We start from the raw sequence: 16262 nt of genomic DNA, 5'->3' as shown, positions 1-16262 counted from the left end.
TTAAGTCGTCTCGTGTTACCAATGGTCATCCGATTCATATCCCAAATAAATTAACAGTTCTCCGGCCGTCTGTTTGAATACACGTTTAATTTCATCCGTAAAATACCGTTTCCACTCCCCCGTTGTGGCATGCTGAAGCGCCTGAGACACCGGAGCGTCCTGCAAACGCTGAAGATATTCCGTCTTTGAACGTTCCGAGAGCCGGGTATCTTTCCATAAATAGTCCGCTATCCGATGCATCTCAGCCAAATAACCGGATGGGGCATTTACCAAATTTTCATACGGGATCGTACATAGGTTCGGATCTTGCAGCCAGCGCAAATAAGGGATAAATACATGGTTTATATTACTATATCCTATATGTTGAAGACCGTAACGCCGGGCGTTAGCTCTCGTATCGTAAAACCCGGTAATCATCTTCATTAGCCGTTCATCCAAGGATTTCATATGTCTTGTGAAATATGGATAATACAGATGTTTGTTGTCTTCGTTGAGAATAAAAGAAAGCTGGTCTAATAGGACATCTCTGGGATCGCGATAAATAAAGATTCTGCGAATCCGATGGTCGTCCAGCCATTGCTTCATTTCCCGGCTGTAATCGAGATAACCGGCCCACACCTCTCCATCCCTTATGGTTTTCAGTCTTGCATATACATCTTCCTCCCATTGGTTGATCCAACCGCCCGGACGTAACGGAGGCATCCCCGAAACCAGTTCATTTAAAATGTGAATACCGCTGTCGGGCACCCCAAGCAGTACTACTTTCGGCATCTTGATCGTCATCACCTCTTTCTCCGGCTGAAGTTTCAGGCGTTGAGGAGATTTCGCTTCCGGTAATTATCGGAAAATGAAAGCCGGCTGCCTCCCATGCTTATAGCCAAATTGACGGCTTCAATATGGTCGCCTATGATCAATTGCCGCACTTGATGATCCATTGCCTTGTTCGTTTTGGCAATCACATTAATGCTTGCCGCCGTTCCTACTCGAAGCCCCTGCAGGATGGCCATGGCTTGAGCCTTCGGCGGGACAGATAATGCCCGACCTACCGCTTCCAGGGCTCTTCGCGACAAGGCGTGGGGAAACGTGTTCAGCGAATTGGCCCCCAGTTCCTGTCTTTTCAGGCAGCAATTCAGAAAATATTTCATGATCGTAGGTTGGTCCCAATGAGCAAATACGGGGAGATAGGGAGTAATATCGTTTAAAGCTATATCCATCCCTTCGCCTACCGCATGAATAAAGGGAAGCAATTGTTCAGCTTTCATGGGGATATCCCCGTCCAGAAACAGCACAATATCCGAATCGGTCATTTGGGAGCCCAGAGCCCGTCCCGCATCATCTCCCGACTGCTTCTTATCATGGACAATAATCGCTTTGGAGTGTTTGCCAACCTTGCTCAGCAAGGATTGGTTTACATCATGGACCATCACAATAATTTCATCTAACGGAAGCCGGTTTAATTGCTCAATCCAGTTAACGACGGTGTCTTCCTCATTCATGGCCATAATAACGGCGGATACGGAACCTTGGACGGGTATCAACAGTCCTTCTTTTAAGGATAAGCCGGAGCTTTGACAATATCCGTCCATATAACCTTGTACCGCTGCCTTGTATTTTTTCCAATTGATTTTTCCGGGAAAAAGTCTTTCGCAGTGACGAATCCACAGCTCATTCAAGGCTTTTTGAGGATAGGCCTCTCCGTTTATCGGTTGGGTTATGGCATCCCCCCAACCGACTTTAAAGCAGCGTACCCTCCATTTCGCCAAGGTGGTTGGCCGGGTTTGGGCCGAGCGGCCGAGCGTTTTTTTGAATACCCTCTTTCTTTTTGCCGTTACCTTACGCATCATCATCTCACCTCACCAAATGCCTCTTATTGGGTAGATCAGGTATGCCGCCCCTGGCGTCTGTGGCTTGAATCACCCTTTCCATAGCTTCCAGATGGTCGCCAATGATCAATTCCGCCAATGGATCAAAACCGTTTTTGATCCTGTTCCGTTTCCGGTTCATCTTCCCTACCGGCACACGATTCACCCGCCTGATTTTAAGCCCTTTCTGCACGGCTATGGCCATGGCTAAAGGCGGAACGGCTAACGCTCCGGCTCCAATCATCGCAAGCGCTTTTCTTGCCATGGCATGAGGAATCGTCGTCATGGACGCTCCTTTGAGATCGGAACGGGACAACATGACGTTCAATGCGTATTTAGCAAGTACAACACTGTGTACCTCTTTTTTATATATTGGACCTGAATGGTTATTCAGGGCGATATCCGCCCCATTCTTAATCGCCGCCACCAAAGGAGTGAGCATTGACGTTGAAACCTTGATATCGCCGTCCGTAAATACTAAAATATCCCCCTTCGCTTCCATCGCCCCGATCGCTCTGCCGACATCATGCCCTAACGGCTGCTTGAAACTGATGACTCTTGCCCCTGACAGCTCTGCCAGCTCTTCAGAGCCGTCCGTCGATCCATTAGCTACCACGATAACTTCCGTTTTGGAGTGAACCCGGCTGGCTGCCCGGATAACATGGCCGAGCGTCTTGATTTCGTTCATCACGGGAATGATAACGGAAACCTTGGGCGCCTCGCTGTTATGAAAGAATGTTTTCACCGGCCGCTTTGATTTCGGTTTGTTCGCAGTCGTCTGCTTCATCACTAGGTTTCAGCTCCTTTGTGCTAAAGGATAACCTGTACTTTCCATATCCTATGAATTTTCTTCCATCGTGAGAAGGGCTTTTGTTTAGAAAAGCTCTTTTTGGGCAACCCCTATCGCAGGTAAAAAAATAACACCTCTGCTGATAGAGGTGTTTGATGGATTGGTGAATCTGATAACAAGAACAAATGTTCTTATTTAGTTTGCTGTCGCCTGGCCATTACAATAAGAGGTTTGCCGGGCTTTTCCTCAGACCGATTCATCCTTACTCAGTTGATAAGTCTCATAAAGTCCTTGAAAAAGATCGTAGAGGGGCTTCCAATTCAGCAGGCTTCCCGCCTTCGCATGGTTCAGGCAGCTGTGCTTGATATCCCCCGCCCTCTCGTGCGTATAAACGACCGAAAACTTCTCGTGGTGGATTTTACGCAGCATGAAGACCAGCTCGTTTATTGAGGTGGGGACAGAGGTGCCGACATGAATGATTTGCCGGTCGCCTCTTTCTATGGCTGCAAGATTGGCACTGACAACATCCTTCACATAAACAAAGTCGCGCGTCTGCTCTCCATCCCCAAAAATGTTCAGGGGCAATCCCCGTTTAATCCGATCAAAAATATCGCTACTACGCCTCCTTCCCCTTTGGGGGTTTGCCTGGGACCGTAGACGTTCGCGTATCTTAAAATCGTGTACTTTAATCCGTACAGCTGATGAAATACTTGAAGATACAATTCGGGTGCCCATTTGGAAATGCCGTAGAAGGAAATGGGCTGCGCAGGGTGATTCTCATCGATCAAGGATACATTCAAATCTCCGTACACCGCACAGGATGAAGCATAGACGACTTTCTTCACCGATGCTTTCGCGCAGGCCTGCAGGATATTGGCCGTTCCTGCAATATTGATGGAGGCATCGTAGCCGGGATCGGCTACGGAACGCTGCACATCAACCTGAGCGGCTTGATGGAACACGATATCCGGACGCTCTCTAAGGATGAGTTGTTCGGCTTCCTTGCTTATGATATCCACCTGATGCCATATCGCTCCGTCCGGGACATATTGCGAGTTTCCCGTGGACAAGTTGTCGATCACATGCACGGTGATTCCTTTCGCTGCAAGAGCTTCAGCCAGATGAGATCCGATGAATCCGGCACCGCCGGTGACGAGAGCCTTCATGTCCCGTTCACGGCTTTGTCTTGTTGTTGTCTATACCAATCGATGGTAAGCCGCAGCCCTTCATCCAGCGTAACCGTTGGCTCATACCGGAGAATGCGTTTGGAGCGAGTCAGATCGGGAATCCGTGCCCGCATATCTTCATAGCCGACGCCGTACGCCTTCTCATAGGACTCGAATAGTATCGGCGAGGATGAACCCGCCAGATCGCGGATTTTGTGCGCCAAGTCCAGAATGGAAATGGGATTTGCGGAGCCGAGATTAAATGCCAACCCGTCGGCCTTGGAATCCATAGCTGCGATCGTTCCGGCAACCGTATCCCCGACGTAGGTGAAGCAGCGCGTTTGCTTTCCGTCACCGTACACCTTGATGGGGCTGTTGGTTAACGCCGCCTTGATAAAACGCGGTACGACCCCGCCATATTGCGAGGAGACCTGCCTGGGTCCATACGCGTTAAAATACCTTACCACCGCAACCGGAAGTCCCATTTCCGCATAAGCAAAGCACAGATGCTCGTCGATCGCTTTAGCGGTCGCATAACACCAACGGTGAATCGACGGAGATCCGAGGACACGATCCGAATCTTCCCGGAAAGGGAGGTTATCGTTTTTGCCGTAAATTTCCGAGGTGGACGCAAACACCACCTTCATTTTTTTTTCATGAGCAAGCTCCAGGACGTTGCGGGTTCCGTCGATATTGCCTTCGATGACCTTGAGCGGATTTTCGACCGTATTTTTCACACCGAGGACGGCCGCCAGATGGAACACCGTATCGCAATGCCGCATGAGCTCCCGAAGCAGGTCTTTATCCGTCACTGAACCGTGCACCATCGTATGTTGGCCGCTCTCCGCAGCCTTATCCAGAAATCCGCTCTGACCGGCGGACATATCATCCAAGGTCCACAAGCGGTGCCCCGATGCAATAAGCCGCTCCACCAGATGGGATCCGATAAAACCGGCTCCTCCTGTTACAAGAATGTTCATTTGGTACCTCCTTGGACCTTAGATTAAAACGATATTGTCGCGATCCTTTACCTGTTTGGTAGCGTTGCGCGTATCGATCACAAGCCACGCATTGGCCGCCAACGTCTCGTAAGGAATGCGGGAGTGATCCGTAAGGATGAGCACGCAGTCATGCTGCTGAATGTTTCTCTTCGTAAGCGAAACCCGTTTGAGCCTGTGGTCGCCTGCTTGAATTTCATCGATATACGGATCATGGAAGTTTACTTTTATCCCAAGCTCCAAAAGCTGCTGTATGATGGGAATCGCAGTAGACTCGCGAAGATCATTAACGTCTTTTTTATACGTGACGCCGAGAACAAGAACTTTATTTTCGTGAAGGGGCTTCTTGGCAGACAAACATTGCTGCACTCGCTGTACGACATACGCCGGCATGTGTTCGTTAATCTGATGGGCCAAATCAATAAATCTCAAATCGACATCGAATTGCTTCGCTCTCCATTTCAAATAAAGCGGGTCTACGGGTATACAGTGTCCGCCAATCCCCGGACCCGGATAATACGGGGTAAAGCCGTACGGCTTCGTGCTTGCGGCTTCGATGGCCTCCCAGAGATTGATCCCCAGCTTCTCGGACATCATGGCCAATTCGTTCATAAAAGAAATATTAATCAAACGCTGACAGTTTTCGAGTATTTTGGTTAATTCGGCTACCTTGGGCGAGGAAACGATCACGACACGGTCGAATATGCTCTCATACACCGCTTTGCCCAAAGCCGTGCATTTCTCGGAAACCCCTCCGAGAACCTTCGGTATTTCACGCATCTGCATCCTTTGGGCGCCCGGATCGATACGTTCGGGAGAATAGGCCAGATACACATGCTTTCCGACCTTCAGCCCCGTTGATTCAATTAACGGTTGAAGTTCTTCTTCCGTAGTCCCCGGAAAGGTCGAGCTTTCCAATACGATCAGCTGTCCTTCATGCAAATGCGGCAGTATTCCATTGATGGCCTCCCTGACATAGGTCAAATCCGGATTGAAGTCTTTATCCAAAGGAGTAGGGACACAAATAATAATGGCATCGGCATGACTTACCTCGCTAAAGGAAGTGCTGACATGGAATTTATTGGCAGAAAACATGGTTCTAATATCTTTTGTTGTAAAATCGGATAAGTAGCTCTGCCTGTTGACAAGCTTATGAACCTTTCTCGCATCCACATCAATTCCATAGACAACATGTCCATTCTGAAGAAATAATTGGGCGAGCGGAAGTCCGACATATCCCAAACCAAGAATCGCAATGGTATGCTTTCCCGCTGCATTCACTCTCTCCACCCCCTTTTATCGTAAATCGTGAATAATTTTATTGTACGCTTGAGATTTTTTAAACGTTATAGAGTGATATCCCATATGAGGAAAAATAGTAGAATGACTATGGATCGGATGGTTTCCTGTTTTTTTCATTGTCCTCCCTCCTTTTCTGCTAAGTTACCATATCATACGCTGGAGATCTTTTATGCGTCATAGATTGATACCCCATAAGGAGAAAAATAGTAGAATGACCATGGACCGAATGAACTCCCGCTTTTTTTATTGTCCAATCCCCTTTTCCCGCTGGTTGCCCTATCGTGAGTTTAGGATCTTTGATGTGTCATAGATTAATATCCAGATTGCCGAAATATAGTAGAATACCCCTAAAACCGCCTGTTATAGGCTTCCAATCTACCTAAAAGCAGATCATGCATGAGGTTGATAGCCTATTAAAATGGTTGTTTATACCTTACAGCATTGCGAGACGGAGCATACAATGAATCCGAGGGCCGATAAGGAAGGGATGAGGATATGAAAATACTGTTAAGCACCTATTTTTATTTACCTCACGTAGGTGGTGTTTCCACTTATGTGGATATTTTAAAGAATGAGCTGGAAAAGATGGGGCACGAAGTGGACGTATTCGCTCACTATCCTGACATGGAAAAGTATTATATGCCGAATAATGGCCGAACGCTGGAGAAATTTAAAATTAAAGAGTTTGTTTACGAAAAAGTGTACACCTATTATGAGCAAAACATGGCCCACGTCGATCCCTGGATCCGCTGGAGAGAAATCGAGAGATATTGCTTTGAAACGGCAGCCGTTTCCTTTGGTCTAAAAAAATACGATCTGATCCATACGCAGGATATCGTATCGACCAAAGCGCTGTGGCGAGTCAAACCCAAAGGCACTCCTTTGATTGCAACGATTCACGGGTGCCTCGCTAAAGAGTTTATTTATTCCGGGGAAGTTACCGGAAAAAACACGCTGCCATGGAAATACGCATCCGCTGAGGAATATTATGGAGCCGTCTCGAGCGATATGACGATCGTTCCAACCAGATGGCTCAGAAATTTGAACATTTCGGAGTTCAAGGTTCCGAAAAATCATATGAAGGTCATCCCGTACGGTATGGATATTCGCGCATTTCAGGGAAAGATGGAAGAAGGAACAACCTTAAAAAACCCGCCGGATAAAAAAGTGCTCATATGCCCCGCCCGACTCGTTCCCGTGAAAGGGCACAAGCATTTGCTCGAAGCACTGTCCCTACTGAAACAGAAAAGAAGCGATTGGGTATGCTGGCTTGTGGGGGATGGAGAGCTGCGCGGCGATTTGATGCAGCAGTGCCTAAACTTGAATTTGCAGGAGCACGTTCTGTTTTTGGGAGCAAGATCCGATGTGCCTGCTCTGCTTAAACAGTCGCAAATTTTTGTTCTTCCCAGCTTGCAGGATAACCTGCCTTTCTCGGTCATGGAAGCTCAGGTTGCAGGAAAAGCCGTTGTTGTTTCCGATGCCGGCGGCATTCCGGAAATGGTCGAACACGGTAAAACCGGTTTAGTTTCCCCCGCAGGCCAAAGCCAAGCTATGTATCGAAACCTTTTACGCGTTCTTGAGGATGATCTGATCCGGAGGCGGTTGGGCGAACAGGCCAAACAATGGGCGTTGTATCACTGGTCTATAGAAAAGATGATGGAGCAGACATTCGATGCTTACGAATCCATAGTATCCAAAAGAATTGTACGGCGAGGAGGTACTCATATTGGGCGATAAAGTGAGAGTAAGTCACCGGAATCTGTTAAGCAGAAAGCTCAAAGCCATCATCAGTCAAAACAGGCTGATGAAAATTTTGAAGGAACTGAAAAATAAAGCCTCGGTGTATAAAGTATCCGTCTCAAAAAGACGCAAAGCCAAACTCCTATCGAGGAAAAAAATAGCAGATGTGAAAAAGATATTACTAAGAAAACGTAAGCTGAACACGGTGACAAAATTGAGGAAAAGTTCGGCAGCAGAAAACAAGAAAATACGAAATAAACGTAAAATCTTGCGGCTCAAGAAAAAATTAGCGGCCAGAAAAAAGTTGGGCTCCAAACGTGTTAAACAAAGAAAATGGACGACGAAAATGAGATTGCTCCGAAAAGCGGCGAGAAAAAGACAGATGAAGAAAAGGAAATTATTCAGCAGGCAGCCGGGCAAAGATCTTCAGTTAGTTGCAGGAGACACGGTAAGCATCCCCGTTTCTCCGGTCTGGCCGGCCGAAGAGTTTTCATCCGGTGCGCTCGCACCCGCGGATCAATACAGCTCCCTGTTTTCGTTTGAGGTAGACACCTCGAACAATATCCAGGTAAACCACGAATTGTGGGATTCGATCGTCGCAAACATGCCTAGCAACTATTCGATTCCGGATTCTGATTTTGTTAAAAGATTGTCCCTGCCGGCGGAGCAGATCAGTTCTGCGGAGAAGCAGTCTTCCTTACGAACGACAGCGATAGAAAATGATGTCTCTGTGGAAGGAATGGTGGAACCTCCTTTAATTGACTTACTTTCAGAGGGGCCAATATCGACCGCAGTGGATCTACCCTCCGCTGCCGCCGGCGGAGCAAATGAACAAAAAATGATGCAGACAAATAACGGTTTACGAGGCAAAGAGGGTTCAGCAAGATCGGCATTATTTGCCCAAAACAGAAATCAAGCCGGATATTCTGTGAACATATCCGGCTTGATTTCCGCTAACTTTCAAACAACCTTTTTAAAAGGGTCAGGTCGGGAATGGAGTAGGTTTGCGGGAGCCTCTCCAAAACAGATATCCAGAAAGTCTCCTCCCCGTCCCACGGCCCGGGAATGCCGCAGTTTTCGATGAAAGATTCGACCGGCATCGTCGGTTCGAGCGATTGGAGGAACGAGGGATCCAGCAAAGTATAATCTGCAGGCAGTGTTTCTTCCAACTTCGACCATAGCTGCGGGTTATCATGATCATAGAAGTCAAAAGAAAAAATCATGATTTCTTCACCTTCTTCAGGGCTTCATCGTATACCGCCATTGTCCGTTCGATTAAGGTAACGGAAGACCATTGCTTCAGCGCCCATTCTTTTGCTTGCGCAGCAAGACTCTCCCTCAATAGCGGATCGTTCATCATGCTTACCAACCGGTGGGCCAGCTCCTCTTCTTGATCCACCTCGAATAACAGTCCTGTTTTTTCATGTTGGATCATTTCCGGAATACCGCCGGCATTGGAAGCCACGATGGGAACGCCTGACAACTGCGCCTCCATTATGGAAAACGGCAAATTATCCTGAAGGGAAGGCAGCACCATAAGGTCCGATTGGTTCAGGAGATAAGGTACGTTGGTCTGATCTCCAAGCAGCGTTACCCGCTCCGTCAATGCGTAGTCTATAATCAACTGTTGAATATCATTGTGCAATGGTCCGTCTCCGATGAGCCAGCAATGCCAGGACGGATCCGAAGTTAATCTGCGCAAAGCGCCCAGCAGTATACGGTGCCCTTTCACAGGAACAAGCCTTGCTATACAGCTGATCGTAAACGCCCCCTTCTTGTCCGCCTGCCCGGTAAAAGGCTGCTTGAGCCGGTCTTCGAACGCTTGAGTATCCATCCCGTAGGGGATGACCGTCAGCATTTGCGGCGGTACGCCGAATTGAGCCAATTCCCTGCGCAGCCAATGTGTAGGTACAATCGTGGAATCCGCAGAGATGCACCCGTAATACTCTTCATCCGATGCATATTTCCAGGCTAAACTTTCTTTACTTCTGATTTCACCCGATATCAAATGCTCCTTGGCCAGCAGACCGTGAATCGTAGCCACCAAAGCGGTTGAGGGCGGTTTAACTCTGGATAACGCACGAGTTGAAATGATATCCTGCGTATGAATCACGTCATACTGCTTTAAATCAAACAGCGATGCCGCCACCTCGAAGCAGTAACGCTCAATTTCACGATAGCGGATCCAGGGGTCTACATGGGACAGGAAACGTTGGAAGAATCGCATCACCTTATCGTAAATGACCGATTTAATCGGCCATTTTTCAACCATTTCCCCTCCATTCACCAGGTAATAATGCGCCATATCCGGATGATGCGCCAGCACGTCCACCTGATGACCTGCCCGCTCTAATTGTTCCTTCAATAGTCGAACGTACACGTCTACTCCCCCCACATGGGGCAGATACCAGTACGTGGCCAATAATATTTTTTTCCCGGCTTGATCCCCGGAGCTATTGGATGTCGGAGTCACCGGAACGAGGATTGGAGCTTCCCGGCTCGGTTCAATGGGAGGTACGGAAGACATGAAATAAACGCAGCCTGACATAAATTTTTTTTGATTCATACCGGAAATGGCGCCGATTGCGATCCAAGCCCCTTCATGATTGCGTGTGCTCGAAACCGAATAACCAAATACTTCGGCTTCGCTGCCGTTAAACTCATGAACGACCTCTCCGCCCATATTCAATACATAGCTACTCCCGGCTCGGGCTCCGGCCAGTACCATCGGAGTGCCGGTTGTTCGATCGACTAGAGGAAAAACGCTTGATCCCAGTTCCTGAAGCCCGAACCAGCCTTCCTTTTCCAAAAGTATTTTGTTTTGATAGACGGAAATTATCGTGATCGTTCCGCATCTTACTTCTTCACCGCTTGCCTTGGGCGAACCCACGATCACCTCTTGCGCTCCGTCTCCATCCATATCGTATACGGAAACGTAGTATCCGAATTCATCATAGAAGCGTCGCCCCGCGGACTCGTACAGTAAACCCTTGTCCTGGGAATAGATAAGAACTCTTCCCGTTCGCTCCGCTCCGGCTTTTGAAAAGCGGGGGGCGCCGATCACGATCTCGTCCCTCCCATCTCCGTTAACGTCTCCTGATGCGAGCGCAAAGCCCAAGCCCTCCCGCTCCACTCCTGTAAATTGCGCCAGAACGCTCTTGTCGGCACCTGAAAATATCGTAACCCTCCCGTTTCGTTCCAAGCCGTCGGGATCCATGTAATGGGACGAGACTGCGATATCCGGCACCCCATCGCCGTTCCAATCCAGAATCGTGATGGCCGTTCCGAGCCTGGCGTAATCTTCTTGGCCATCCCATCGGTCAAGCAATTCTCCCGTTCTGCCGGAAAAAACCGATACCGTACCGCACTCGATCCGGGAACCGGAGCTTGACCGCGGCGCGCCGACAATAATCTCGCATATGCCGTCGCCATTCATGTCCGCCAACGCAACAGAAGAGCCGAAGCACTCCCCGTACTTCTCCCCTTTTAAAATAAACAAAAGCCTTAATTCCTGCGAGTACACGTACAGCTTTCCCGTATAATAATGGGGGATCGGATTCACTCCGTATTCATCTTCGATATGTGTCGCCGTGCTTGCCGCAATGATCCATTCATCGTGGCCGTCTCCGTTAATATCTCCCGAAACGATCCGATGTCCGAATCGGTCATGCTCTCTTTCACCTTCTAACTGCTTCCATAAATAAAATGGCTTCTGATTGCTCAACCCCTATCCCTCCAAATGTAGTTATGGTTTACCCGGAAGTACGATTTCGACCGAAATCGGCTCCTCGGCCGAAACGGCTGTTTTTACCGTTCTGCTGCCAAGATTTGCCGCAGAGCAAACCAATGCATAATTGCCCGGTTGTACGTCAGGAAACCAAAAATGTCCGTTGTGATTGGTTTGAGCGCTGCAGAGAACAACCCCGGACATATCGATCAAATGGACATGGGCGCCAGGAACTCCGCGGAGAGGATCGGTTTGAACAACAACGTTTCCTTTCACGGCCGTAACGGATGGAACCGGTAGCTCCCGCTCCGTATCGAATAACTCCCAGAAACGGACGGTTAATCGGTTGACAAAATCCTCTTTCCATTCCATTGCTTTCTGGTTACCGATCGCTTCTTGATACACTTGGAACGTACGTTCGGTCATCACCTGATCATTCCATACCTTATGAGCAAATGCTTTGGCTGCGTTCGACAATCGCTCACGTAAAGCGCCGTCTTCTACCAGAAGAAGAAGCTTTTCATACAGTTCTTGCGCATTCCGGGGGCTCACGAAAAATCCGTTATTGCCGTCTTCAATCATTTCTGCGATGCCGCCTACTCTGGAGGCCACCACCGGCTTCCCTGCACTTTGCGCCTCTATAATGGAAAACGGGAGATTATCCTGCAATGAAGGAAGCACGACAATGTCGGCGGATGCCAGGAGCTCCGGCACATCGGAACGCTTGCCCAGGAGCTTTACATGTTCATGAATGCCGAGTTGATGGATCTGTTTCTCCAAATCCTCCTTCATGAGGCCGTCTCCAATGAGCCAGCAGACGACGCCTTTCCGTTTGCGCACAAGCAAGGCCATCGCCTCGAGGAGATATGTTTGACCTTTAATGGCAACTAAGCGGGCGGGACAGGCGATAATGATGGGTTGAGGTTCCCTGGATGTGACATTTATTTTCAAACGGGCAGGCTGAGAACGTTGAAAGGCATGTTGATCAATACCATAAGGGATGATATGCGTATTCGCATGGGAAATGTGGAACGAGGACAGTCGGTCAACAAGCCAGCGGCTCGGCAAGATCAAGGAATCCGGAGACATGCAGCCAAAATACTCTTCTAAAGCCAAATACTCCCGCTCGATCATCGAAAGATAACGGGCCTCGTTATTTTCTACCCACTCGGTCGCCAGGCAGCCGTGAATCGTCGCGACCAGAGGGATGTTGGCCGGCTTTACTCTGCTCAGGACAAGCGTCGAATAAATATCCTGCGTATGAATCACGTCATAATGGTCAAGCCGGGTTTGCAGGCACGCCAGCTGGAACGCATATTTCTCGCATTCCCGCCGAAACATCCATGGGGTAAGCATCGCCGGGCTTTCCTCGTAATGGCTCAAAACGATAGGCTGAGCCTGCCGGATGAGAGAGCTTTTTTTGAAGGTTAGACTATTGTTCAAAAAATAGTAATGAGTCATATCAGGATGCTGGGCAAGGATGTCCACTTCATGACCGGCTTGTTCAAGACATTTGGCAAGGATGGTCACATATGTGGATACTCCGCCGACATGCGGCAGATGCCAGTATGTCGCGATTAATATTTTCATATCACAGTTTCTCCCCTCGCCGTACCGTTGGCGGAGTGATTTTTGCCATCTAGGCAATCCAAACGTTTCTTTCCGTTTCCTGATCTTTCCGGCATTACGATCTAGCGCGCATCGACATAGAATAGAATTGGCCTCATAGAACAGACTATGATTGCAGGTGAAGACATGCTATAGATAGCGGCTGAGTTTTTCTAAAATTGGTTTGCGTTACAACCGGGACAATTCATACTCCTCCAGCTGCGGCCATCCTATCCGGCATCTCCGCCCAGAAGAGGAAACGAAAACGCCGTTTTTCATCTGCCGACGACGACGACGGTTTTTTCTGCTAACCCGCAGCGCGAATGAACAGCTTCGTGTATTCATGCCGCTCTTCGTGTTACTGATCATGCGGACGGCCGTGAGATCGTGGGAAATAAACAAAATGGACATGCCGAGCCTGGTTTGCAAGCTTTTCAGCAGCTTCAAGATTTTTGGGCTTGTACAGATACATCCAGGCTGACCGACCATCTCCAACAGCTTGGCCGCCGTTTCTGGTCCGGAGTGCCTTACATCGGCCAGAAACGGCGGGATCACCTCAGGGAAATTATCAAGCGGCTCCATGATGGAACGCCAGACGGGAAGCCGCGGGTTCAGCGAAGCCGTCGGGTCCTGAAACACGACTTGAATATGCTTTCTCATCCTGCGCATGGCTTTTCCTTGAAGACCGGCAAGGGATACCCCCTGGAATCGGATATCTCCGCGGTCGGGTTTGTCCAAAGCAAGCAGCAGCCTTCCCAGTGTACTTTTACCGCTGCCGCTTTCGCCGACCACGCCAAGACACTCCCCTTCTCCTATTTGCAGGGAAACTTGATGTAAAGCCGCTACCTTTAACACAAAGATATTTATGTAATTATTACGATTATAAAACGTAATAATTATGCATATCGGACACCTCCTATACTTCATTTTATGAAGAGACTGAAATCTCAATTAATAGTAATTATTACGCATAAAGAGCATGCGGGTTCTTATCTTTTTTGTCAATATACTAAACGATGTTGGGATAGGAGCTGATATAATCACAATGCCAGGCTTCTCCCGCACACCGTCCCTTTTATGTTTAAAAAGCGGAGCAGCTGCCGGGGCATACTGCTCCACTCTCGCTTCCCGTATGTTTTGATGCCGAAAGACTCCGGCTTGGCCACCCGGTCATCCTGCTGCCGTTTACGATCACCCCAAACTTCACGCGACTATAATGTCGTTGAAACCGGCATTTCCAATAAGTAAAGCTTATGAAAATTATCCAATATGCTGTGAAGCATAGCCTCGGAGTCTTTATGCCGGTACGTTTGCAGACTGATCTGCTCCTTATTTTGAATATACTGAGCGTCTATTAATTCAGAAGACCATTCCGATACCATGGTTTCAATACATTTCGGCGTGGATTCAAGATGAAACTGTAAACCAAGTACACGGTCGCCGTAAGCAAATGCCTGGTTCTGACATGCCTCCGAATAAGCGAGGTGCAGTAATTCAGAAGAAAGCTCAAATGTATCGCCATGCCATTGAAAGGAATAGAAGCGATCGGGCAAGTCCTTCATCAGAAAGTGGGATTGACCTGTCCGAAAAACCGGATGCCAACCAATTTCTTTTTGTTCGTTTTTATATACTTTGCCCCCCAGAACCTCCGCTAACAGCTGGGCTCCAAGGCATATACCCAGTACCATTTTTTTCAGATGAACAGCTTTTTGGATAAAAGCTTTTTCCGCGGATATCCAGGGATGTCTTTGCTCATGATAAGCACTCATCGGACCGCCAAGGATAACTAATAAATCAAACGAAGAAACATCGGGGAAACGGCGGCCTTCAGAGGGCACAAAAGTTTCAACGTAACCGTGATAAGTCGATGACCATGTCACAAAACATGACTCATCGTCAAAAGAAAAATGTTTCAGCAGAAGCAAACGCATAGAACCGCCCCTTTTTAGTGCATTTTACGTTATGTATTATAACACTAAAAAAGTTAGATATCTATCCTTCGACATAACTACCCGTTTTCCCCTCTCATTCTACTAAATCATTTGCTGCGTCCGGGCCGTATTGTCATTTATTGGTTTATAGCACCTGTTCTATTGAGTTGATGCCGGTTCACACAATGGGCCGGTTCTTTGCCGTTTAATACGGCAATGATTTCGTCTGCGGCTCCTACAGCCATTCGAATTAAAGCGTCTTTCGTATGAGCGGCCATATGAGGAGTGACGATCACTTGCTCCAATTCCCATAACAGGTGCTGCTTCGGCGCAGGTTCGTCTTCGAATACATCCAGCCCGGCGCCCGCGATGTCACCCGATTGGATGGCATGATAGAGGGCTTCCTCATCCACCAGTCCGCCTCTTGCACAGTTAATGAGATAAGCTGAATTCTTCATTTTCTTCAACGCTTCCGCATTAATAAAATGGTGCATCTCCGGCAAGTAAGGAAGGTGAAGTGAGACAAAATCCGATTCCGTTAAAATCGTCTCAATGGAATCGACCAGACGAACGCCATCCAAATGAACCTCTTTTACATACGGATCATAAACGATGGCGTTCATGCCTAAACCTGAGGTGCATTTGTTCACGACCAGCCTTCCGATATTGCCGTAACCAATCAATCCTAACGTCTTTCCCGCAAGCTCGGATCCGATAAAAAGGTTACGAACCTCAAAACGCCCTTTTCTAAGCTCTTTATCGGCTTTAACGATATGGTGGGCAAGGGCAATCATCATTCCGACCACATGCTCGGCTACAGAGTTGGTATTAGACCTGGGAACGTTCGTAACAAATATCCCTTTCTCCGAGGCAGCCGCCATATCGATGTTATCCACCCCGATCCCGTGTCTGGCAATCACCTTCAGCTGAGGACATTGCTCGATCACCTGACGGCCAATTTGCGCAGTCCTTATGAGAATCGCATCGCAGTCTTCCGGAACCTCCAACAAGCGGTCATCGATAGGCTGCTCCGGATAAATCACTTCCAGACCCGCTTGCTCCAATCTTTCCAATCCTTCCTTGGCGATCGGTTGGGCCACCATCACTTTATAACGTTTCATGGGTTATCAAATCCTCT

The 16262-nt window shown here is 48.3% G+C and carries 12 protein-coding genes and 1 pseudogene; 2 read left to right on the top strand and 11 right to left on the bottom strand.

Translation table 11 applies throughout. The annotated features are described in order from the left end of the window. Nucleotides 1-15: 15 nt before the first annotated feature. The 6 genes and pseudogenes from EXW96_RS03320 to EXW96_RS03295 all read right to left on the bottom strand — a co-directional run bounded on the left by EXW96_RS03320 (nucleotide 16) and on the right by EXW96_RS03295 (nucleotide 6097). The gene (locus EXW96_RS03320; protein WP_062408283.1) at nucleotides 16-783 is read right to left on the bottom strand and encodes a sulfotransferase domain-containing protein; all 768 of its coding nucleotides are present in this window, start codon (nucleotides 781-783) and stop codon (nucleotides 16-18) included. A gap of 23 nt (nucleotides 784-806) precedes the next feature. Then, nucleotides 807-1847 (bottom strand): glycosyltransferase, encoded by a 1041-nt coding sequence (locus EXW96_RS03315; RefSeq protein WP_137670099.1) that lies wholly within the window; start codon nucleotides 1845-1847, stop codon nucleotides 807-809. A 1-nt stretch (nucleotide 1848) separates the two neighbouring features. Next, on the bottom strand, nucleotides 1849-2649 hold the full coding sequence (locus EXW96_RS03310) for a glycosyltransferase family 2 protein (RefSeq protein WP_137670098.1): 801 nt from the start codon (nucleotides 2647-2649) through the stop codon (nucleotides 1849-1851). Between the two features lie 326 nt (nucleotides 2650-2975). Continuing rightward, nucleotides 2976-3818 (bottom strand): annotated as a pseudogene (locus EXW96_RS03305) (NAD-dependent epimerase/dehydratase family protein); the annotation flags it as partial. Next, complete coding sequence (locus EXW96_RS03300; protein WP_062408279.1) at nucleotides 3815-4798, bottom strand: NAD-dependent epimerase/dehydratase family protein; 984 nt, start codon at nucleotides 4796-4798, stop codon at nucleotides 3815-3817. The pseudogene EXW96_RS03305 and the gene EXW96_RS03300, both read right to left, overlap by 4 nt. 18 nt (nucleotides 4799-4816) lie before the next feature. Continuing rightward, nucleotides 4817-6097, bottom strand: a complete 1281-nt coding sequence (locus tag EXW96_RS03295) for a nucleotide sugar dehydrogenase (protein WP_139170833.1) — start codon at nucleotides 6095-6097, stop codon at nucleotides 4817-4819. 516 nt (nucleotides 6098-6613) lie between these two features. Between EXW96_RS03295 and EXW96_RS03290 the strand changes: the two genes are divergently transcribed. Both EXW96_RS03290 and EXW96_RS03285 read left to right on the top strand, forming a co-directional pair. Then, on the top strand, nucleotides 6614-7855 hold the full coding sequence (locus EXW96_RS03290) for a glycosyltransferase family 4 protein (protein WP_174349872.1): 1242 nt from the start codon (nucleotides 6614-6616) through the stop codon (nucleotides 7853-7855). Next, nucleotides 7845-8942: a hypothetical protein gene (locus tag EXW96_RS03285; protein ID WP_174349871.1), complete on the top strand. Its 1098-nt coding sequence runs from the start codon at nucleotides 7845-7847 to the stop codon at nucleotides 8940-8942. Before EXW96_RS03290 ends, EXW96_RS03285 begins: the two co-directional genes overlap by 11 nt. A gap of 135 nt (nucleotides 8943-9077) precedes the next feature. On the opposite strand, the gene EXW96_RS03280 is transcribed toward EXW96_RS03285, so the two are convergent. The 5 genes from EXW96_RS03280 to EXW96_RS03260 all read right to left on the bottom strand — a co-directional run bounded on the left by EXW96_RS03280 (nucleotide 9078) and on the right by EXW96_RS03260 (nucleotide 16245). After that, on the bottom strand, nucleotides 9078-11582 hold the full coding sequence (locus EXW96_RS03280) for a glycosyltransferase (protein ID WP_174349870.1): 2505 nt from the start codon (nucleotides 11580-11582) through the stop codon (nucleotides 9078-9080). 21 nt (nucleotides 11583-11603) lie between these two features. After that, nucleotides 11604-13175, bottom strand: a complete 1572-nt coding sequence (locus EXW96_RS03275; RefSeq protein ID WP_174349869.1) for a glycosyltransferase — start codon at nucleotides 13173-13175, stop codon at nucleotides 11604-11606. 207 nt (nucleotides 13176-13382) lie between these two features. Beyond that, nucleotides 13383-14048 (bottom strand): ATP-binding cassette domain-containing protein, encoded by a 666-nt coding sequence (locus EXW96_RS03270; protein WP_375256433.1) that lies wholly within the window; start codon nucleotides 14046-14048, stop codon nucleotides 13383-13385. 356 nt (nucleotides 14049-14404) lie between these two features. After that, a complete protein-coding gene (locus EXW96_RS03265) occupies nucleotides 14405-15124 on the bottom strand; it encodes a type 1 glutamine amidotransferase (protein ID WP_174349867.1) in 720 nt (239 codons plus the stop codon). A 137-nt stretch (nucleotides 15125-15261) separates the two neighbouring features. After that, nucleotides 15262-16245 carry a hydroxyacid dehydrogenase gene (locus EXW96_RS03260; RefSeq protein ID WP_174349866.1) on the bottom strand — a complete coding sequence of 328 codons (984 nt, stop codon included), beginning with the start codon at nucleotides 16243-16245 and terminating at the stop codon, nucleotides 15262-15264. Nucleotides 16246-16262: the final 17 nt, after the last annotated feature.

The organism is Paenibacillus sp. JMULE4, assembly GCF_013337105.1.
GTDB lineage: Bacteria > Bacillota > Bacilli > Paenibacillales > NBRC-103111 > Paenibacillus_G > Paenibacillus_G naphthalenovorans.
Note: the sequence above shows the minus strand (reverse complement) of the source record. Positions and strands in the feature narration are given on the sequence as shown.